The organism is Pedobacter ginsenosidimutans, from assembly GCF_001442625.1.
Taxonomy (GTDB): domain Bacteria; phylum Bacteroidota; class Bacteroidia; order Sphingobacteriales; family Sphingobacteriaceae; genus Pedobacter; species Pedobacter ginsenosidimutans.
In genome coordinates this window covers 1-21,206 of record NZ_LMZQ01000036.1, presented here as the reverse complement: position 1 = coordinate 21,206, position 21,206 = coordinate 1, and the positions used below count along the sequence as shown (strand labels likewise).

Here is a 21,206-nt window from a genome sequence, read left to right as displayed (position 1 = left end):
GGGTGGCGACCACACTAACCTAACATTGAACTTAAACAGTCAATATAAGTCATCAAATTCAGATTTACAAAAGCTGTAATGCCGATTGATCAATCTTAGTGAAATTGTCTTTCTCTCCTTCACAAAGCACACAACAATAACCTTCCGGTAAATCTTTAAATGCCGTACCTGGGTTAATGTTGTTTTCAATTTCGCCAATGCGCTCGTTGTACACCGTTAAACAGTTGTTACACTGGTATAAAAACTCGCCATCGTTTTTTATCGTTTCTTCAGTTTGAAAGCTCTGTTTTTGATTACCTGTTTTAATCGCATTTAAACGGTATTTATAAAATTTAAATATCGAACGTCTTACTTGTTCTGGTAATAAAAAGCTAGGATTACTCCTGCTAAAAATTTCCCCTGTACGCTCGTTGGGATTAAAATCCTTAGCACAAAGGATATCGTAAACGGGTAACAGTTTTATGCCCAGTAAATTAATGAGATGACGTTTTTGGATCAGGATACTACTAAAAACCTCACTTTTTTTGCGTGTTTTAATGCCAAAGCAGATTCCAAACGTTCTGGTATCATCAATGCTTAAATGTTTAACAAGGAAATTTTTTAACGCTAAACCTTCGTTACAATTGTCTTCCACCTGAAAGTTAAGTTCGTTGGCTGCATGCCGCATATTGATCTCAAATTCTTCGAGCAAACCATTCCAAAGGTTTTTGTCTTTTTCATCAATTCCTTTTATAATAATGGTTTTCCAGGAGGTACAGCACAACTGACCGAGTTTGGTATCTAAACAAAGCTGGCAGAGTTTCTTTAAAAATGGAATGCTGAACAACTCATCGCGCCTGTAAATGCCCAACCAATATTTGTTGTTGTACCGGTTTAAGCCTTCGTAATAAGGCAGGTTAAATGATGATAGCGATACCGTGTTTTCAGCAGGTTTAAGAATGAAATTGTCCTGATCTAAAAGTGCAAAGAGCTCTTCACCATTTGCTTGTGGATTATCTACAAACTGTGACTGATTGTTTTTGATAATACCCTCCAGCGCTTTGGTAACCTGGGCAATATGGTTGGTATAACAAAGCTGGTTCCATTCGTACGTTACATTGGTTTTTGGAAACCGGATAATCAAATGCCAATAATGTTCGGATTGTGAAGATGCAATCCAGTTAATATTGCCCGTTAGCATTGGGGTAAAACTTTGGTCGCTATCGCAGATATTGACTTTAACGGAAGGTTTAAAGTCGATATCATCTAAAACATCCTTGTATACCCCTTCAGTAAGCCAGGTTTTACGGATAAAAATCTCTTCAGCAGGATAAGAGCTGATAATATTAGGAAAATTGTTGGTGTCTACTTCATAATCGATCCCAAGTTTATCCATTTCACCTGTAAATATGGCAATATTATAGGTTGTAGTATCAATCAATAACTGTTGGCGGAGGCCAAAACGAACATATTGGATTCGTGCTTTTGTTGCTGCAACCAGAATGTTGTACAGGTTGCCCGGTGATATGATTCCGCCTGGAAAGTTAATGATGATGGTTTGATACATGGTTTAGCTATTTAGAAGTCCAAATTCTACTGCTGCCTTTGGAAAGTTTTTGTTTTCGTGCCCTGGTCTGCATAATTTCAAAAGCGCAAACCTTTGGATATTAGTGAGTTTTCGCCACTGGTTTATGGAGAGCTGCAAAGCTAATTCTGTCGCCTTTTCTTTTAGCATCGCAGGGATTTGATGTAAGTTTCCCCAATCGGGTAAGGGATCGATGGCCAGCGTGGTAGCTTGATTTCCAGTATATTTTGTAATCAGGCCAATCAGAAATTGATGGTACCTATCTGTTTGTTCCTGAGTTGAAACTGGTAACAAAGCCAGCTGGATTCTTTCTGAAGGATGAAATTTGCTCCATTCAGCCAATTTTAGTTTTATTCCTGCGGCATCCATTTTAAAACGTACGACCATCGGGATACAACGCACATTTTCTTCAATAAAATCTTCTTCGAACTTAAAATATTCAATCCCTTTTAGGTTTTTAAATTCTGAAGGGCTAAGTTTTGCTTTTATCATCTTTATTTGCTAATTATTCTGCCAAAGCAGGTTTAGGTTCAGTTTTTAATACATTTACAAAAGAATCTAATATGGCTTTCACCTCGGGTCTGCAACTGCCACAACCCATTCCAGCACCTGTTAACTGGCAGAGCTGCAAATGATCTTTACAGCCATCTTTAATTTTGTTGATCAGGTTGCCTTCGCCAACGTTATTGCAGCTGCATACGGTTTTTCCGATAATAGGTTCGGTTGTTTTGCCGCTCCTTAACAATTGAAGCCGCTTTTCGCTCAACTCCATTTTATTTTCGATCAGGTTCCTGAATTCTAAAAATTCACTTTTATCGCCAATTAATATGGCCCCAACCAATTTATCGTTGTGTACAATACATTTTTTGTAGTAACGTTTGGCTTTATCAATAAAAACAATTTCCTCATAAGTAGGGTCGTTGTTGGGGATTTCGGCCAAGCCTAATGAACAGAGCTCTAAACTGTGCATTTTAAGGATATTCATGAGCAGGCTGCCCTGGTAAAATTTAGCAATATCTCCGCAAAGAAATCGTGCCACTATTTCGGCCTGTTGTTCTGCCGCTGCGGTAATGCCGTACATCTGACCTTTAAATTCGGCAATTTCACCAATGGCATAAATATCTTTTTCGTTGGTTCTCAGGTATTCATCAACCACAACGCCTCTTTTACATTCTATACCTGCTTCTTTAATCAGTTCGGTATTCGGAACAGTGCCTATGGCAATAACTAAAGATTCACAATCGATCAATAAACCACTTTTTAAACGGATGCCCGAAATGCTTTTTTCTCCGATAATCCGGTCTACTTCATCATTGTAAAAAACCTCAATGCCTTTGCTGATCAGTTCTTCATGTAGTAATTGACTGCCCAATGCATCCAGCTGGCGACCCATTAATCTTGATATCCGTTGAATAATCGTTACTTTTGATCCTGTTTCGGCCAAAGATGTAGCCAATTCGATTCCCAATAAACCACCACCAACAATTACTACTTTTCCATTTGTGGTATCCACATGTTTTTTAAAACTGTCGGCATCGTTACGACTGCGCATGGTAAATATGCCGTTTAGTTTCGGGATATCTTTAAGCACAAAAGCCCTGCTTCCGGTGGCCAGGAGCAGAACATCGTAACGGTGGGTTTCTCCATTACTATCGATAACGGTTTTATTTTCTTTGTTGATCTTTTCGATACCTAACCCACGGTGCAGTTTAATTCTGTAATCGGTTTCCTCACTGTCGCTCATTTTAATGAGGTTATGCCAGGGTAAAGTGCCAATAATATAATCGGGGAGAAGTACCCTGTTGTAAAAAGGGAAATTCTCTTTGCTAAAGATCTCAATATCATCTTCGGTATTTAAAGCCCTGTAACTTTTAACAAAACCACAGGCACCAGCGCCGGCACCAATAACAATGATCTTTTGTCGGGCTTTTTGATATAATTTTACTTCTACAGCACTAAATTTAAAATCGGGTTCTTTGCTTTGTGGGTCAACCAGGTTATTGGTGAGGTTATTCACCCGGTTTAGATCACTTTTTAAGATTTTGCCCCAGTGCATCGGCATAAAAACCACTCCGGGTTTAATATCTTCCGAAAATTTTGCTTTTACACGAACATTTCCACGTAAACTGGAAATTTCGATAATATCATTGTCTTTAATGTGCCGAGCTTCGGCATCAATTGGGTTAATCTCTAAAAAAGACTCACTGATATGCTGGTTCAATTTATTTACCTTGCCTGTTTTACTTCTGGTATGCCATTGATCTCTGATTCTTCCTGTGGTTAAAATCAATGGATGTTCTGGTGTTAAAGCTTCCGATTGGTTTTGATCATCAAATGATAAAATATTGGCTTTTTTATCTGGTGTGTAAAACTGGTGATCGGTAAATAACCTGGCTGTTCCGAACGCATTTTCTTGCTTCGGATAAGGCCATTGAACGGCTCTTTTTTCTTTTAAAATCTCGTAATTAAGCCCGCTGATATCGATATTGGTTCCTTCGGTAAGGGCTGCATGCTCATTGTATATTTCGGAAGCGCTTTTGAAATCGAAACCGTGATAGCCCATTTTTTTTGCAAATCGACAGATAATTTCCGAATCTGGTAAGGCCTCTCCAGGTGCTTCTGTTACTTTGCTGAGGTAGGAGATGTAACGGCCAGCATTGGTCATGGTGCCTTCTTTTTCTACCCAGGCAGCAGCGGGTAAAACTACATCAGCATATTTTAAGGTTTCTACTTTGTTGCTAATGTCCTGAACAACCACAAACTTCGCTTTTTTTAATCCTTCTTCGGCTACACGAACATCTGGCAGGCTGATCAATGGATTGGTGCATAAAATCCATACCGCTTTGAGCTTTCCGGTATTCAGTTCATCGAACATCTCTGTTGCGGTTAAGCCCGGTTTAGATTGTATGGTACCCAATGGGATCTGCCAAAATTTTTCGACCTCATTCCGGTGGCTTTCGTTAGCTAAAACACGGTGTGCAGGCAATAAATTACTTAAACCGCCAACTTCTCGTCCACCCATGGCATTTGGTTGCCCGGTGAGTGAAAATGGTCCACTCCCAGGTTTGCCAATATGGCCGGTAATCAGGTTTAAGTTGATTAAAGAGAGGTTTTTATTGGTACCCACCACACTTTGGTTAAGCCCCATGGTCCACATGCTGATAAAGCCTTTTGCATTGCCGATATAAGATGCAGCCAAGCGGATATCACTTTCTTCGATGCCGCAAATTACTGCTGCTTCGGCTACTGAGGTTTCGAAAACGGCCGCATGGTATTTTTCATAACCGTTGGTGCTGTTGATGATAAAATCAGCGTCAATTTTTCCATCTTCAATTAAACATCTGCCGATGGCGTGGTGAAGGGTAATATCGGTGCCCGGATTGAGCTGCAGATGGACATTGGCAAGCGAGCAGGTCTGCGTTTTTCGAGGGTCGCTTACAATGATTTTTAAGTCTGGATTTTTTTGCTTTGCGGCTTCAACACGGCGCCAAAGGATAGGATGGCACCATGCTGGATTTGCGCCCGCAACAAAAATACAATCGGCAATTTCAATATCATCGTAACTAATGGGCACGGTATCTTCACCTAAGCTCATTTTATAACCAACAACCGCACTGCTCATACATAAGCGGCTGTTGGTATCGATATTATTGCTACCGATAAAACCTTTAATCAATTTGTTTACTACATAATATTCTTCCGTTAAACATTGTCCGCTTGCATAAAAAGCCACACTATCGGGTCCATGTTTTTTAATCAGTGTTTTAAAAACGGCTGCTGTTCTTTCTAGTGCGGTATCCCAGCTTACCCTTTGGAGAGGCATGTTTTTGTTGTAACGCATTTCGGGGTAAAGCAGCCTGTCGCTTTTGTCATTCGCCGTGTAATGAAGATTCATACCTTTGCTGCACAACATACCTTTGTTTACAGGGTGGTTTTTATCTCCTTCAACTGTTATCCGCTCATGGATATCTTTATTTACCACAATACCACAGCCCACTCCGCAATAGCAGCATGTTGTATTATTTAGCGATATATTCTTTTCTTCTTTCAAATGATCAACGGTATTGTAGGTAGATTTTTACTTTTGGTATGACTATTTACTCGGTGTAAGTACAAGGTCTTCTATTTCTGCGCTTTTCTGCGCCATAATGGTTCTGAAAATAAATACAGCAATGCCAATTCCGAGAATGATAAAACCGAGGAAAGTAAATGCACTGGTATAATCGATCAGGTCTTTTTGGATAGTATGCCCGTTTTCGATTACATTTTTAGTAGCATGACCAGCTTTGGCTTTAAACATAAATGCAATAAGCATAGCGCCAATATTTCCACCGGCACCTACAATGCCTGCCACACTGCCAACTGCAACTGGATTAATGAAAGGAACAAGGCTGTAAGTTGCTCCGTTAGCCATTTTTAAACTTAGACCGAAAACGAACATCATAAAAATAGCCATTCCAATATTGCCCGATTTTGCGAACCAGATCAGACCGATTCCTTCTATCAAAAGTAACAGCGCAAGTAAAAGTGTTTTGCCATCAAATCCCCAGGTTTTACCGATTTTATCAGCGACAATTCCACCCAAAGGTCTGGCAAAAACATTGATCCAGCCAAAAATGCCTGCAACCATTCCGGCTATGGCGATTGTAGCGCCAAATGAATCGGTAAAAAAGATCGGTGCGAAGTTATCAACCGTTATTTCTACACCAAAACAGGCAGCGTAGGCAATGGTTAAAATCCAGGTGCGGTAATCCTTTGCTGCGATTAAAAATGTGTTTTTAGTACTTTTTATGTTTTCGTCTTTTAAATCCTTAAAATCTCCCTGTGGGGTATCTAAAGTATAACGGTGATATAAAAATGCACATACTAAAAGCATTACACCAGGGAAAATCATGGCATAACGCCAGCTGTCTTCAGTGCTACAAAAGCCCAAAGCGGTAATGCCAGATGCAATTAACGGCATAAATAAATTGGCAGCGCCACCACCTGCATTACCAAAGCCACCTGCTGTTGCATTTGCGGTTCCTTTAATGTTCGAAGCAAACATAATGGAAGTGTGGAATTGGGTGATTACGAATGATGCGCCGATTACGCCAATGGCCAAACGGAAAAGCAAAAATGAAGTATAAGAATGGCTGGTTCCGATCAATAAAACTGGAATGGCACATAGTACCAAGAGCCAGGTGTAAATGAGTTTGGGGCCAAATTTATCAATTAACCGTCCGATGAGTAAACGGGCAATTATGGTGGCTGATACAGATGCAATCTGAATGTTGCCCACCTGATCTTTGGTAAGGTGAAGCTGCTCTCTTGCAATTTTCATTAAGGGGGCCATACCGAACCAGGCAAAAAAGCAAAAGAAGAAAGTTAACCAGGTGATGTGAAAGGTTTTCATCTGAACACCTTTGAGCGAAAATATATTTAATTTATCTAGCGGTTTAGTAATAGAGTTTAGTGTCATAACGATCTGTTTAAGCGTAAATAAATAAATGATTTCTTTTAAAATTTATAGCCTAAACCTACGCCAACGTTCCATTCGCCATTTTTGGCTGCGGTTTTAGGGTTGTAGTATAGCGGTACCTGTAAGGCTACATGGCGAAAGGCTGTTGTTAAACCAAAACCAAGGTTAGGGGTGAGGGCTGCATTTTTTGGCGCTCCGGCAGCAACTTTATCTTCTTTGATTCTTAAACTGGGTAACAATCCCAATAAAACGGTGTAAGGTTTTTTGCTGAATTTGATACTTGGACCTGTACAGTTTATAAAAGCACCATGATCAACGTATCCGGCAACGACAGTACCATCGAATAAAACGGCTTTAGTTTGCGATTTAGCTGAAAAAAAGAACAAGGTAAGTGCAAGGCAGCCTGTTGCGGCTACATAATTAGAAATCTTCATGTCGGTTTGGTTTGGGTTAAATTTTTTAATCAGAAAAAGTTTAAATCTTACTGGGTCAGGTTAAGATTTTGGCGTTGTGCCAATATAAACAGTTCCGTTTTCTATCTTTACAGGATAGGTTTTTATTGCGCATTCATCGCCGCTTAAACATTCGCCAGTGCTCAATGAGAATGTTTTTTTGTGGAAAGGGCAGGCTACCTTAGGTTCATCGGTAGCAGATCCAATCATTCCACGGCTTAATGCCATCTGTTTTTTATGCGGGCATTCATTTTGTGTGGCGTACCACTCATTTCTTCTGGTGAAATAGAAGAGTGCAATCTGATCTTCACCATGTTTTACGCATACGCCACCGTTCTCAATGGCATCCTCGACTCGGCAGGCTGCTAGCCAATTTGATTGTTCATTCATGATTTTTGGGTTTTATAAGGTTTGTAAAGATTATTTATTAAACTGTTTTCCATTCGGCGGTTCTTTTTTGTCCACGCATTTCAACAAATTCTATAGTTGGGTCTTTGTCTTCCGGTGCATTTACAAAATGAGAGAAGCGTTTTCTGATCGCAGGATTTTCTACAGCTTCCTTCCACTCGCATTTGTAAGAGGCAATTAAGTTTTCAATTTCATTTTCCCACTGAGCAGCCATTCCTAAACTATCGTTAATGATTACATTCCGCAGGTAATCTATTCCGCCTTCCATTTTGTTCAGCCAGGTTGCTGTTCTGGTAAGTGGATCGGCAGTGCGGATGTAAAACATCAAAAATCTATCGATGTATTTAATGCAGGTTTCGCTATCTAAGTCTGTTGCAAGTAAAAGGGCATGTTGAGGTTTGCTACCTCCATTGCCACATACATATAAGTTCCAGCCTTTTTCGGTAGCTATAATACCGAAGTCTTTACTCTGTGCTTCTGCACATTCTCTGATACAACCACTTACAGCTGATTTGAACTTGTGCGGTGCACGGATGCCCCTATATCTTTCTTCAATTCTGATGGCGAAACTCACACTGTCATGCAAGCCAAATCTGCACCAGGTACTTCCAACACAGCTTTTAACTGTTCTTAAGCCTTTTCCGTAAGCATGTCCACTTTCAAAACCTGCAGCAATTAATTCCTCCCAGATAATAGGAAGATCGTTAAGGTGTGCACCGAACATATCAATACGCTGACCTCCGGTAATTTTGGTGTAGAGGTTATATTTTTTAGCTACTTCGCCAATTACGATCAATTTATCGGGTGTAATTTCTCCGCCTGGAACCCTTGGTACTACTGAGTATGAGCCACCTTTTTGAATGTTGGCCAGAAAACGGTCGTTACTATCTTGAGCTACGCCATTTCCTTTTTTAAGGATCATTTCGTTCCAAAGACTTGCCAGGAGCGATGATACTAATGGTTTACATACCTCACAACCGTCGTTTTTGCCTAAGGCATCCAATACTTCATCGTAACTTTTTAGTTCGTGGATATGAATAAGGTCAAAAAGCTCTTGTCGGCTATAGTTAAAGTGTTCGCAAATTACATTTTTGATATACTTACCTTGTGATTTTAAGGTATATGTCATCAAGTCTTTAACCATTGGTAAACAGCCACCACAGCCTGTGCCTGCTTTGGTACATTTTTTCAGGTCATCGATGTTTTCGCAAGATCCATCTGCAACTGCCGAGCAGATATCCCCCTTGCTAACGCCTTCACAGCTACAGATCAATGCACCGTCAGGTAAACCTGTAATTCCGGCTCCGCCAGCAGGTTCGCTTCCTCCACGCGCACCCAGAATCAGTTCTTCAGGGTTTTCTGGTAATACAATCCGGTTATTAGAGGTCTGCAACAGCAGGTTATAAGCTGTTGCATCTCCAATTAATATACCTCCTAAAAGGTATTGCCCGTCATTACTAACATTTATTCTTTTATAAACGCCTTTGTGTTTGTTTTCGAAGATGATGGTGCGGCAGTCGGGTTCGGTAATAAAATTATCACCAAAACTGGCCACATCGATACCGATCAGCTTCAGTTTAGTACTCATATCAAACCCTGTGAAAGTTTTATCGCCTTCGCAAAGGTTTGCAGCCAGCACTTCAGCCATTTCGTAACCAGGTGCAATTAATCCATAAATCATTCCATCGTACAAAGCGCATTCGCCAATGGCAAAAACAGCTGGATCATTGGTCTGCATTTTTTCATCAACAACAATACCACCCCGTGGGCCAACCTCAATACCGCAGGCTTTTGCCAGTTCATCACGTGGTTTTATACCAGCAGAGATAACCAGCATATCTACATCTAAAGCAGTATCATCACTAAACTTTAGTGCGGTAATACGGCCATCGCCTTCAATACTTGTAGTGTTTTTATTTAAGTGGATCTGTAAACCAAGATCTGCGAGTTTAGATTTAAGCATGTCGCTACCTGCAGTATCAATTTGTCTTGGCATTAAACGCGGTGCAAATTCGATAATGCTCGTTTTTTCAATACCCAAATCTATTAATGCTTTGGCAGCTTCCAATCCGAGTAAACCACCGCCGATAACTGACGCTGTTTTGGCTTTTTTGGCATAACCGCTAATCAGGTCAAGATCTTCAATGGTACGGTAAACAAAAACACCTTCTTTATCGATACCAGGAATATTGGGAACGAAAGCACCCGAGCCGGTTGCAAAAACTAGAATATCGTAATGATAATCAAGGCCACTGGCGGTGTAAACTTTTTGAAGTTCGCGATCTATTTTAACGATTGGATTATTTAAGAAAAGGGTAATATTTTGCTCTTGATACCAGTTTTCAGTAGAAAGAGAAAGATCGTCAGCAGTTTTTCCGTTAAAATATTCACTTAAATGAACACGGTCATAAGCTCTGCGGGGTTCTTCGCCAAAAACGATAAGATTAAAAGAAGAGGTTTTTGATCTTAGCTTTTCGCAGAATTTATATCCCACCATTCCATTTCCTATTACGATTATTTGTGGTTCTTTCATAAATCTTAATGGTATTTTGTGTTTGTTGGTTTCTGTTGGTTGTTTTTTGTTTCGAATTATTTTTTTTATCGTTTTTTATTGATAATAATCGATTAAAAAATTCATATTTTGATATTTATATGATTTTTGATATTCAAATATAGGTTAAAATTAAATTAAAAGTTGTAATTGTGTGATTTTTATCATAAAAAATTTAATTTTTTAATAAATTTTCATCACTTTTATGTTTAAATAGTTAAATCATTAAAATTATGAATCAAAAAACTAACGATTTTGGACTTTTTATAATGGGTGGAGGTCCTGGAGATCCTGAATTGATCACTATGAAAGCTTTTAATGTGCTAAAAAGAGCAGAAGTTATTCTGTATGATAACTTAAGTAATGAGAAATTACTAGAAATTGCACCGAAAAATTGCAAAATGATCTATGTTGGCAAGCAACCTTATGGAAAATACACGCCACAAGAGAAAATAAATGAATTAATTGTCGAAAATGCCCAAAATTATCAGGTAGTGGTGCGTTTAAAGGGTGGAGATCCTTTTATTTTTGGCAGAGGCTTCGAAGAATTGATTTATGCGGAAGCCAGAGGTATCAAATGTCATTACATTCCAGGTATAAGTAGTATGCAGGGCGCAGGCTTTATTGATGTTCCTTTAACACACCGTGGAATTAGTGAAAGTGTTTGGATACTTACAGGAACTAAGAAGGACGGAAGTTTAACCGATGATTTAAAGTGTGCCATGAAAAGTTCGGCCACAGTTGTTATATATATGGGTATGAAAAAAGTTGGCGAAATCTCCAAAGCTTATTGTGATGCGGGCTTAGGTAATATGCCTGCGGCAATTATTCAGCATGCTACTTTGCCCAACCAAAAACAAGTGGTATGTTCAGTGCATAATTTACAGGAATCTGCTGAACAAGCTGGATTAACTTATCCTGCTATTATTATTATAGGTAACGTAGTGCAGGCTAAAGCTTATGCGAACTTAAATCAAGGAGAACTTTTATCAGCGTAGAAGGGTTCATTAGTTCGATTGGTCATTAGTTCATTTGTCCCTGATCATTACTGCATAGGTTAGATAGTTTATAGATTCACAGTTGATTGCATACGCGATAGCTAAAATCTTAACTCCCTTAAATCTTAATGGTCAGCCAAATAGATAACTGTCTAAACTTTACCAATAAAAAAGCCCACAAGGTTTAACTTGCAGGCCAATAATTAATATGGGTAGATTAATTTAAGGTCAATTCGATTACCGGGATTTCGAAGTCGGGTTTTTTCTTTGGTAGTTTTAATACTAAGTTATTCCCGGTCGATTTTTGAGTATCAATCTGTATTTCAGAGTTGTCATGTAAAAACTGCGCATATTTCGCCTTATCTTTATACCCATCCAACGTAATGTAGCCCGTATTTGGATATTCGAACAAATGCACATATAGTTTTTTGGTGTCGTTATTGTAAGTGAGTTTTACTCCTTCAGGCGCTTTAAATTCGGTTGGGGCGAAAGTACAATGGTAAATAGATTTCGAATTGGCGTGCATCCAAAGGCCTAGGCTATCCAAAGCAATGTTTGCTCTGTTATCAAACTCACCACGTGCCGTAGGACCAACATTTAACAGTAAATTTCCTCCATTGGCTACTGAAGTAATCAGTAGATCTAATAACTTCCTGTTACTTTTCCAGGTGTTTTCATCCCTATGATAGCCCCATGAACCTGAGAAGGTTTGGCAGGTTTCCCAAACTTTTCCACGGTATTTTTCCAATTCCTTCGGACTAACCTGTTCTGGTGTTTCGAAATCTGTACCATCTTCGTAATCATTCAGGTCCAAACGATTATCTACAATAATTTGCGGCTGCAGTTTTCTGATCTGCTTAAGCAATGCTACCGAACCCCAATCATCACGGCCTTTACCATGTTTGCCGGGATAAGAAAAGTCGGCCCAAAGAATGTCGATTTTTCCATACTTGGTTAGCAGTTCTGTTACCTGATCATATAAATATTTGCGGTATTTGGCCATATCCCGGTTCTTGTTTAGCGCTGTATATTCATCTTCATTATCATTGTTGGGTCTTAAGGGGTGATACTTGTCAACAGGAAAATCAGGGTGATGCCAATCGATCAGCGAATAATAAAAGCCTATTTTTATCCCCTCGGCACGGAAAGCCTCAACAAATTCTTTAACCAAATCTCTTTTGGCCTGTGTATTGGTAGCCTTATAATCAGTGAATTTACTATCAAATAAAGTAAAACCTTCATGGTGTTTGGTGGTTAACACGGCATATCTCATGCCTGCTTCCTTAGCTTCTCTGGCCCATTTTTTAGGGTTAAATAAATCGGGATTAAACTGATCGAAGTATTTCTGATAAGTTTCGTTGGTAATGTGTTCGTAATTTCTTACCCACTCGTGACGGGCTGGCAGTGCATATAGGCCCCAGTGGATAAACATGCCGAAGCGGGCATCGGTCCACCATTCCATTCTTTTGGTTTTTTGGGCAGCGGTTTCATTGCCTAATCGTTTTTGAGCAAAGCCAGGTAAGGTTAAGCCCAGTATGAACAAAGCTGATAAAATTGTTTTTCTCATTTTCGGTTTCTTTTGGTTAGTATATAATATGCTAATTTAGTGAGGCATACCCTTTCAAAATGATGGAATATGAGCAAAATATTAAGTTAAATTGGTTTAAGTTTTAATGGGCAAGGTTGAGGCTCTTAAAACTTTGAAGGTGGTATTCTTGTTTAATTGGCAGTGTTGTGAAACTTAATTTGACAAAAGAAACGATGAAAACTCAAAAAACACCTGCCAAACAAAACAAACAACCTGGGATAGAGGCAAAGATGGACCCAAGACCTGAAGTAATTAAAGCAAACTATAAGGGAGCAGGGAAACTGAATGATAAGGTTGCCCTGATTACCGGTGGAGATAGTGGCATTGGTCGTTCGGTAGCAGTTCATTTTGCAAGGGAAGGGGCCAACGTAGCGATTGTTTACCTGGATGAGGATGTTGATGCAAAAGAAACTCAGAAAATGGTTGAGGCCGAAGGTAAAAATTGTTTATTGATTAAAGGGGATGTTAAAAAGCCTTCATTTTGCAGAAAAGCAGTAGAAACAACGGTTAAAAAGTTTGGAAAGATCAATATTTTGGTAAATAATGCCGGCATGCAGGTTCCGCAGAAAGATCCAAAAAAGATCGACGATAAACAGCTGGAAGATACCTTCCGTACTAACATTTTTGGCTATTTTTATTTTGCGCATGAGGTATTGGAGTATTTTCAAGCAGGTGATACCATTATCAATACCACCTCGGTAACGGCTTATCGTTCTTCGCCAAATCTGATCGATTACTCTTCAACAAAAGGAGCAATAACTTCTTTTACACGTTCACTCGCTACAAATTTAGCCAAAACAGGTATTCGGGTAAACGCAGTAGCACCCGGACCCGTGTGGACACCACTTATCGTATCCACTTTTGATGAAAAAAAGATTAAGTCATTTGGATCTGAAACAGCCATGGAAAGGGCAGGTCAGCCCTCAGAACTTGGACCATCTTATGTATTCCTGGCTTCAGACGATGCTTCATTTATCACCGGACAGGTAATCCATGTAAATGGTGGAGAAGTAGTAAACGGTTAATTTCTTTACCTTTAATGATATTTAAACCATTTCCATGGCATCAGATCCACCTAAAGATTGGCGTTTTAAGCTTCATGAAGTTATTTACGAATCGAATACACCTGCAGGTAAAGCATTTGATGTTGGTTTATTGATTGCCATATTTTCGAGTATTATTGTGGTAATGCTCGATAGCGTTGTAGGTATCCATCAGCAATACGGCAAACTGTTTAATGTTATGGAATGGATTTTCGCTGCGCTTTTCACAGTCGAATACATTTTAAGATTGGTGAGTATAAGAAAACCGATCAGTTATGTGATCAGCCCATTAGGTATTATCGATCTGATTGCATTATTGCCGTCTTATTTGAGTATTTTTTTTATCGGTGCGCAATCTTTACTGGTTTTTAGGGCACTAAGGCTACTTCGCGTTTTCAGGATATTCAAACTTGGACATTTTTTAACGGAGATTAATTTTTTAACCCAGGCACTAAAAAACAGTGTAAGAAAAATCAGTATATTTCTGGTAACCGTTTTAACCATCACCGTAATTCTTGGTTCCATTATGTATTTGGTAGAAAAGCGCGAAAATGGATTTTCGAATATCCCCGAAAGTATTTATTGGGCCATCGTTACCATAACAACCGTTGGTTACGGCGATATTTCGCCCATCACGCCACTGGGTAAGTTTGTAGCTTCTGTAGTGATGCTGATCGGTTATGCCATTATCGCTGTCCCCACAGGGATCATTACTCATGATATTGCTGTTGCGGCCAGGCAGAAAAAAGAATTACCCGAATCTTGTCCGAGCTGTAGTAGGGAAGGGCATGATAGCGATGCCTTATTTTGCAAATATTGTGGATCTTCTCTGTTTAAATAAAAATGCCAGATAATTGTTAACCTGGCATCTTTATATAACGGAAATAAATTGGCTTATAACATTTCGCTGTCTTCATCATCGTATGCATTCGGATCTTTATCCAGTTCTTCTATATCCGATTCGTTATAATCATCCGTTTCTGTTTCGTCATTCTCATCTTCTTCGTCTTCCGGACCTTCAATTTCTTCATTTAATTGTGTGCCTTCGCCATCAGCATATTGCACTTCATCATCTGTATATTCATCGTCTTCAGATGGCTCAGGAGTAGCGTGACCATCTGCCGCATTTCCTTCCGAACGGTTGATCTGAAACTGTTCGATGTTTTGAATTTCTTCTTCTGGTTGATTGTTTTCTGGATTTTCCATAGTAAAAGTCTTTTATAGTAGAACAGATTCAGATCAGATTAAGTTTAAAGAAAATTTTAAATCTTAAACCACTGGTGTTGTAAGATTTTTAAAAGATGGATATGATTTGCCCAAACTTTTTAAATGTTAGAGGGGTTTTATTTATGCATTTACCTTAATTACTTAACCATGAAAAACCATTTCAATACCAGGAAAATAGCAGTAGTGGGAATGATTATTTCAGCTACTTCATTTAATGCTGTTGCAAAAGCTGACTGGCATTATGCAGGATCATTTGATTGCATTAATCAACAAGATAGTTTAACCACCGCGCAATTTTTGCAACAGGCAGCTATTGCAGGGATGAAAGAAGTGTTAACTGGTAAAATTGCAGCTGATAAAGCGAGCGATAAAAAGGTTAAAGCGTTTGGCCAGATGATGCTTGATGATCATACCAAGGCCAACGAAGAATTAAGGGGATTGGCAAAACTTAAAAAGGTTGATTTGCCAATGAATACGCCTGAAGGTGGACAAAGGCCTGATGGCAGGGTAGATTCATCACCTGAAAATATGAAAGATACCTCAAGAACCAAAAATGCGGGAGGTGAGGCAGGTAATACTGGTCTGGCGAAAAAAACTGCGAATGGTGCTACTGAAGCTGACGTGACCAATGCGATTAAAAAATTAAATAATTTAAGCGGAGCTTCCTTCGATAAAGCTTATATTGGGATGATGCTTGTTGATCATCAAGATGCGGTTGCACTATTTGAGAAAGCATCGAAATCTACCGATAATGATGTTAAAGCATATGCAAATAAATATTTACCAACCTTACGAAAGCATTTAAAACAAGTTAATACTTTGGCTGATAAATCCAATAAATAGGCTTTTTTTCTTCGCGTAGACTAGTAGCTATACTAAAGGATAGCACTATCCTCTGGTATAGTAATAGCTTTTTAATACTTCGTATCTATAATTTTGCCAGACATAAAAAGGCAAAAAATGAAAATATTACATCTTATATCAAGTCCAAGGGGCGAAGCATCTTTCAGTATTAAATTGGGAAATGCTATTGTAGAAAAATTACAGGCTGCAAATCCTGGCAGCAGTTTAATTACACATAATTTAACTGATTCTCCATTTCCGCATTTGGAGGAGGTACATATTAATTCTTTCTTTACACCACTCGAAAATTATACGCCTGAACTAGCAGAAGCAGTAAAACATTCTAACGAAGCCATTACCGAACTTAAAAATGCAGATGCAATTGTAATTGGCGTTCCGATGTACAATTTTGGTATTCACTCTACATTAAAGGCGTGGTTAGATCATATTGCTCGTGCAGGACAGACTTTTAGCTATTCAGAAAATGGGCCTGAAGGTTTAGTGAAAAACAAAAAAGTTTATCTGGCTATTTCTTCTGGCGGGGTGTATTCGGAGGGGCCGATGAAGGTTTACGACTTTACCGAATCGTACCTTAGATCAGTGCTTGGTTTTTTGGGTATGGTAGATGTTTCGGTTTTCAGAGCCGAAGGGCTAAATATGCCTAACCTGAAAGATGAGGCATTGGGTAAAGCAGTTGAAAGTATAATACTTTAAAAAAGAATGAGGATGTATAAAGATGTTAATTTTATCCTTCGACAGGCCCAGGATGATAACTTAATATTGAATACATCCTCATTTTTGCTTAATTAAGTAAATATTTATCTACTCTATTTACAAAATCGTTCAGATCGAAAGGTTTGTTGATAAAATCTTCCGCATCACATTTAGCCTTAACTGCATTCAAGTGGTTATTGGCCGACATCATCATTACCGGAATATCATGTGTTTTAATATTTCGCTTTAGCGTATTACAGATATCCAGGCCATTTCCATCAGGCAGCATAATATCAAGAATTACCATGTCTGGCCGGTGTTTGCTCATTTGAATCCAAAAATCGTTGGTGTTTGGACAAGTCTTTACCTCGTAAAGTTCTTCGATTAATAAAAATTCGATGATCTCTCTAATACTCGGATTGTCTTCTACTACATAGATGCACTTTTTCATAAGCTCAACTTTTGTTATATACATAACTAACCTAGCTATCAGATGTTTAAGATAGTTATGCACAATATTGGAGTTATTAACCTTCTCAGTAGCCTATGTCATGCGTTTCTATAATTTTTGTGTTGACTAAAAAAAATACAAAAATAAATTTTGATACTAATTTTTTTAGTATAGATTTGCTTTTGGAGAGACAGAATACTGGGAATATCTTAGCGGTAATTCCATGTATTTAATTGATGATTTTAAACAAAAAGCTTCTAGCTTGGTTTGTTTGCTGATATATTTATTTTTTCTATGACCGTTACCGTTTTAGCCATATTCGAAACAGATTTTAGACCAGATCTTTCATTAGGTAAAATCATGAATGAAAGACTGAGGATTGCTGCTGCAGATCTGCAGGATATTCATTTACAGCATTTACATGCCATTGGGCAGCGTAGTGATGATTTAGTGGTGTATATAAGTTATAATCCCAAATATAAAATAAGATGGCGTGTAGTTAACGACGTACCAGAGGATGTAGAAAACTTTGTAGCCCAAACCTGTGGTAATTTAGGTTATATCCACTGGAAAACAGCCTCTATTAATGTTTTTAAGGGAAATGAGTAATTGATGAATCTTCAATTTATTAAAGGATTTATAAAATACGATTAAACAAAAAACGAGTTGCCATTTGGTAACTCGTTTTTTGTTTTCTTTGGTCGTGAATGGATCTCAGCGTTTAAACTAAAAATCCTCCTCCCAATAAATCATTGCCTTCATAAAATACCGCAGATTGACCTGGTGCAATTGCCGAAACATTATGATCGAACACCACACGCATTTTATCTTTCTCCTGAACTATTGTACTTAACATCCCTGCATCTTTGTAGCGGATTTTGGTAATCACATCATTCATCGGTTCTTCAATGCTTGCGTATTTTATCAGGTTAATGTTGCGTACCATAGCTTCACGGCGTTCAAGCTCATCAGCTTTACCCAAAACTACAGTATTGCTTTCTGGGAGGATCTGTGTCACGAACATAGGCTCACCAAAGGCAACGCCTAAACCTTTACGTTGACCAATGGTATAAAAAGGATAACCTTTATGTTGTCCAACGATCATTCCATTACTTAAAATGAAATTTCCGCCAGCTACTCTATCTTCTAAATCTTCTACTTTATGTTTTAAGAAAGCCCTATAATCATTATCAGGTACGAAACAAATTTCGTAACTCTCTGATTTTTTGGCCAGTTCTTCCTGTCCCATATCTAAAGCCATTTGCCTGATTTCAGATTTTGCAAAACTGCCCAACGGGAATTTGGTACGTGAAAGGTTTTCTTGCGAAACCCCCCACAATACATAAGATTGGTCTTTGTTTTCGTCTTTCCCTTTTGAAATTACGTAACGGCCACTATCTTGCTGGCGGATATTGGCATAATGCCCTGTTGCAATAAATTCGCAATCGAGTTTATTGGCGCGTTTTAGTAATGCTTCCCATTTAATATGGGTATTGCACAAAACACATGGATTTGGAGTTCTTCCGGCAAGGTATTCATCAACAAAATTATCGATTACATAATCGCCAAACTCATCCCTGATATCAAGGATATAATGCGGAAAACCATAGTTTACGGCAAGTGTACGGGCATCATTGATACTGTCTAATGAGCAACAGCCAGTTTCCTTACTGCTACCACCAGAAGTAGCGTAATCCCAGGTCTTCATTGTTAATCCAATAACCTCATAACCCTGCTCATGCAACATTACAGCCGCTACCGAACTATCAACCCCGCCACTCATGGCAACCAGAATTCTACCGTGTTTACTCATCTTAAAAATATTGGATGCAAAAATAAGGTTTATTTAGCTGAAATTATTTAAAGCAAGTCAGTTACTTGTAAAAAGCGGTTGCTAAATTGCTTGGCTTATCTCTTAGATGCGCTAATGTGGCTGAGATGCTCAATATTATTTTGAAATGAATGGTTCGGTGTTAATGGCTGCCTGCTGTCCTGCTATCCCTTCAAGTCCTTCCCGATGAATCGGGATACCTCACCTCCGGACTTTCCGTTCTATCAGGTTTAGATCATAAAGTCTGTGGTCTTTGGCAATGAACAAGAACACGCATTAACTCCACAGGTTTTTGAAATAGCTGAGTTTAGCATCGGGATAAATTGCATTTTCAACAATTCGCAATGTATTTTTTGTTTTACTTAAACGTTTTAGTATTTCGTTTTGTGCATATTTGAAGATAAATTAATACCTTAGAATTTTCAACAAAACAAGCTAAATTTTAAACTCATATGATTAAAAAAATTATCCTGCCTTGTCTTTTGCTATCGGCCCTGGTTACATCGGCACAGCAGAATCTGGTGCAGTATGTTAAGCCCATTATTGGTACATCTAAAATGGGACATACTTATCCTGGTGCAACAGTTCCATTTGGTTCGGTACAGCTAAGCCCCGAAACGGATACTTTATCTTACGAAGTAAATGGAAAATACAATGGCGATGTATATAAATACTGTGCAGGTTATAAATATGAAGATAAAACGATTACCGGTTTTAGTCATACCCATTTTAGCGGTACCGGTCACTCCGATTTAGGCGATTTTCTCATTATGCCAACGCAAGGTAAATTACAGTTAAACCCTGGTACAGCATCAGATACTAAAAGTGGTTATCGTTCGGCATTTTCGCATGCCAACGAAGTTGCAGATGCAGGTTATTACAAAGTAAAGTTAGATGACGATAACATTACTGCCGAGTTGACCTCAACCACAAGGGTAGGGATGCATCAATATACTTTTCCTAAATCAGATCAATCGCACATTATCCTCGATCTGATGGCAGGTATTTACAATTATGAAGAAAAAACCGTTTGGACTTACGTTCGAGTGGTGAACGATACGCTGGTTACAGGTTACCGCCAAACAAATGGATGGGCCAGAACCAGAACCGTTTATTTTGCGATGAGCTTTTCTAAGGCTTTTAAAAACTACGGACGTAAAAGCTATGACGCCAAACAGGCATACAGAGGCTTCTGGGGCAAGTTTAACCAGGAACAGAACTTCCCTGAAATTGCTGGCAAAAAACTAAAAATGTTCTTCGATTTCGATACCCAGGAAGGAGAGAAGATCAAAATTAAATTTGCGCTATCGCCGGTTAGTCAGGAAAATGCCCTACAGAATATGCGTGCAGAAATTTCGGGCTGGGATTTCGAAAAAGTAAAGGCTCAGGCACAGGCAACCTGGAATAAAGAATTGAATAAAATACAGGTAACTACTTCTAACGACAATAAAATTAATTTTTACACCGCTTTATATCATGCTTTTATCAATCCAACAACTTATACCGATATTAATGGCGAGTATAAAGGTTTAGATCAGGGGATACATAAAGCTGAGGGCTTTACTAATTACACTACATTCTCACTTTGGGATACTTACCGCGCCTTACATCCATTCTTTAATATTATGCAGCCAAGCCGCAGTAATGATATGGTGAAATCGATGCTGGCGCATTACGATCAGAGTAGTTTGCATATGTTGCCAATCTGGTCGCATTATGCCAACGATAACTGGTGCATGAGCGGCTACCATAGTGTTTCTGTAATTTCTGATGCGATTATAAAAGGTACCTACAATGGCGATGCAAACAAAGCATTGGATGCCTGCATTGCAACAGCAAAACACCGCGATTACGAGGGAATTGGCTATTACATGGATAAAGGTTATATCCCGGCAGAAAAATCTGGAATTTCGGTTTCCAATAATTTGGAATATTCTTACGATGACTGGTCGATTGCGCAACTGGCCAAGAAATTGAACCGCATGGATGTTTACGACGAATTTATCAAACGGTCTAACAACTGGAAAAATAATTACGACAGTGCTACTGGTTTTATGCGCCCTAAACTGGCTGAT

18 protein-coding genes are annotated in these 21,206 nt (G+C 38.8%); 7 read left to right on the top strand and 11 right to left on the bottom strand.

All coding sequences use genetic code 11. The annotated features are described in order from the left end of the window. Positions 1-64: 64 nt before the first annotated feature. The 7 genes from ASU31_RS23290 to nirB are packed head-to-tail and all read right to left on the bottom strand — an operon-like array spanning position 65 to position 10,418. Positions 65-1,546, bottom strand: coding sequence for a rubredoxin (locus ASU31_RS23290; protein ID WP_057934651.1), 1,482 nt, complete (start codon positions 1,544-1,546; stop codon positions 65-67). A gap of 3 nt (positions 1,547-1,549) precedes the next feature. After that, the gene (locus tag ASU31_RS23285; protein WP_057934650.1) at positions 1,550-2,056 is read right to left on the bottom strand and encodes a nitrate reductase associated protein; all 507 of its coding nucleotides are present in this window, start codon (positions 2,054-2,056) and stop codon (positions 1,550-1,552) included. 13 nt (positions 2,057-2,069) lie between these two features. Next, positions 2,070-5,615, bottom strand: coding sequence for a nitrate reductase (locus ASU31_RS23280; protein WP_057934649.1), 3,546 nt, complete (start codon positions 5,613-5,615; stop codon positions 2,070-2,072). 42 nt (positions 5,616-5,657) lie between these two features. Further along, positions 5,658-7,025, bottom strand: coding sequence for an MFS transporter (locus ASU31_RS23275; protein ID WP_057934648.1), 1,368 nt, complete (start codon positions 7,023-7,025; stop codon positions 5,658-5,660). A gap of 38 nt (positions 7,026-7,063) precedes the next feature. Continuing rightward, a complete protein-coding gene (locus tag ASU31_RS23270) occupies positions 7,064-7,459 on the bottom strand; it encodes a hypothetical protein (protein ID WP_245224594.1) in 396 nt (131 codons plus the stop codon). Positions 7,460-7,519: 60 nt separating this feature from the next. Beyond that, positions 7,520-7,867 carry a nitrite reductase small subunit NirD gene (nirD, locus tag ASU31_RS23265; protein ID WP_057934647.1) on the bottom strand — a complete coding sequence of 116 codons (348 nt, stop codon included), beginning with the start codon at positions 7,865-7,867 and terminating at the stop codon, positions 7,520-7,522. Between the two features lie 37 nt (positions 7,868-7,904). Then, positions 7,905-10,418, bottom strand: a complete 2,514-nt coding sequence (gene nirB, locus ASU31_RS23260) for a nitrite reductase large subunit NirB (RefSeq protein WP_083505503.1) — start codon at positions 10,416-10,418, stop codon at positions 7,905-7,907. Between the two features lie 251 nt (positions 10,419-10,669). On the opposite strand from nirB, the gene cobA reads away from it, so the two are divergent. After that, positions 10,670-11,434, top strand: a complete 765-nt coding sequence (gene cobA / locus ASU31_RS23255; protein ID WP_057934646.1) for a uroporphyrinogen-III C-methyltransferase — start codon at positions 10,670-10,672, stop codon at positions 11,432-11,434. Positions 11,435-11,651: 217 nt separating this feature from the next. Here the strand turns inward: cobA and ASU31_RS23250 are convergent, their stop codons facing one another. Next, positions 11,652-13,001, bottom strand: a complete 1,350-nt coding sequence (locus ASU31_RS23250) for an alpha-L-fucosidase (protein WP_057934645.1) — start codon at positions 12,999-13,001, stop codon at positions 11,652-11,654. A gap of 194 nt (positions 13,002-13,195) precedes the next feature. On the opposite strand from ASU31_RS23250, the gene ASU31_RS23245 reads away from it, so the two are divergent. Continuing rightward, positions 13,196-14,047 carry an SDR family oxidoreductase gene (locus ASU31_RS23245; protein ID WP_057934644.1) on the top strand — a complete coding sequence of 284 codons (852 nt, stop codon included), beginning with the start codon at positions 13,196-13,198 and terminating at the stop codon, positions 14,045-14,047. Positions 14,048-14,081: 34 nt separating this feature from the next. Next, on the top strand, positions 14,082-14,906 hold the full coding sequence (locus ASU31_RS23240) for an ion transporter (RefSeq protein WP_057934643.1): 825 nt from the start codon (positions 14,082-14,084) through the stop codon (positions 14,904-14,906). A gap of 53 nt (positions 14,907-14,959) precedes the next feature. Here the strand turns inward: ASU31_RS23240 and ASU31_RS23235 are convergent, their stop codons facing one another. Further along, positions 14,960-15,271, bottom strand: coding sequence for a hypothetical protein (locus tag ASU31_RS23235; protein WP_057934642.1), 312 nt, complete (start codon positions 15,269-15,271; stop codon positions 14,960-14,962). Between the two features lie 168 nt (positions 15,272-15,439). On the opposite strand from ASU31_RS23235, the gene ASU31_RS23230 reads away from it, so the two are divergent. Beyond that, positions 15,440-16,135 (top strand): DUF4142 domain-containing protein, encoded by a 696-nt coding sequence (locus tag ASU31_RS23230; protein WP_167346234.1) that lies wholly within the window; start codon positions 15,440-15,442, stop codon positions 16,133-16,135. A 117-nt stretch (positions 16,136-16,252) separates the two neighbouring features. Beyond that, positions 16,253-16,849: an FMN-dependent NADH-azoreductase gene (locus ASU31_RS23225; protein ID WP_057934640.1), complete on the top strand. Its 597-nt coding sequence runs from the start codon at positions 16,253-16,255 to the stop codon at positions 16,847-16,849. An 88-nt stretch (positions 16,850-16,937) separates the two neighbouring features. Here the strand turns inward: ASU31_RS23225 and ASU31_RS23220 are convergent, their stop codons facing one another. Then, on the bottom strand, positions 16,938-17,300 hold the full coding sequence (locus tag ASU31_RS23220; protein ID WP_057934639.1) for a response regulator: 363 nt from the start codon (positions 17,298-17,300) through the stop codon (positions 16,938-16,940). 294 nt (positions 17,301-17,594) lie between these two features. Between ASU31_RS23220 and ASU31_RS23215 the strand changes: the two genes are divergently transcribed. Then, on the top strand, positions 17,595-17,909 hold the full coding sequence (locus ASU31_RS23215) for a hypothetical protein (RefSeq protein WP_057934638.1): 315 nt from the start codon (positions 17,595-17,597) through the stop codon (positions 17,907-17,909). Positions 17,910-18,021: 112 nt separating this feature from the next. Here the strand turns inward: ASU31_RS23215 and mnmA are convergent, their stop codons facing one another. Then, a complete protein-coding gene (gene mnmA / locus ASU31_RS23210) occupies positions 18,022-19,113 on the bottom strand; it encodes a tRNA 2-thiouridine(34) synthase MnmA (protein WP_029276062.1) in 1,092 nt (363 codons plus the stop codon). Between the two features lie 470 nt (positions 19,114-19,583). Here mnmA and ASU31_RS23205 point away from each other — a divergent pair. Then, positions 19,584-21,206 (top strand): GH92 family glycosyl hydrolase (locus tag ASU31_RS23205; protein ID WP_057934637.1); only part of this gene is annotated, 1,623 nt, incomplete at its 3' end.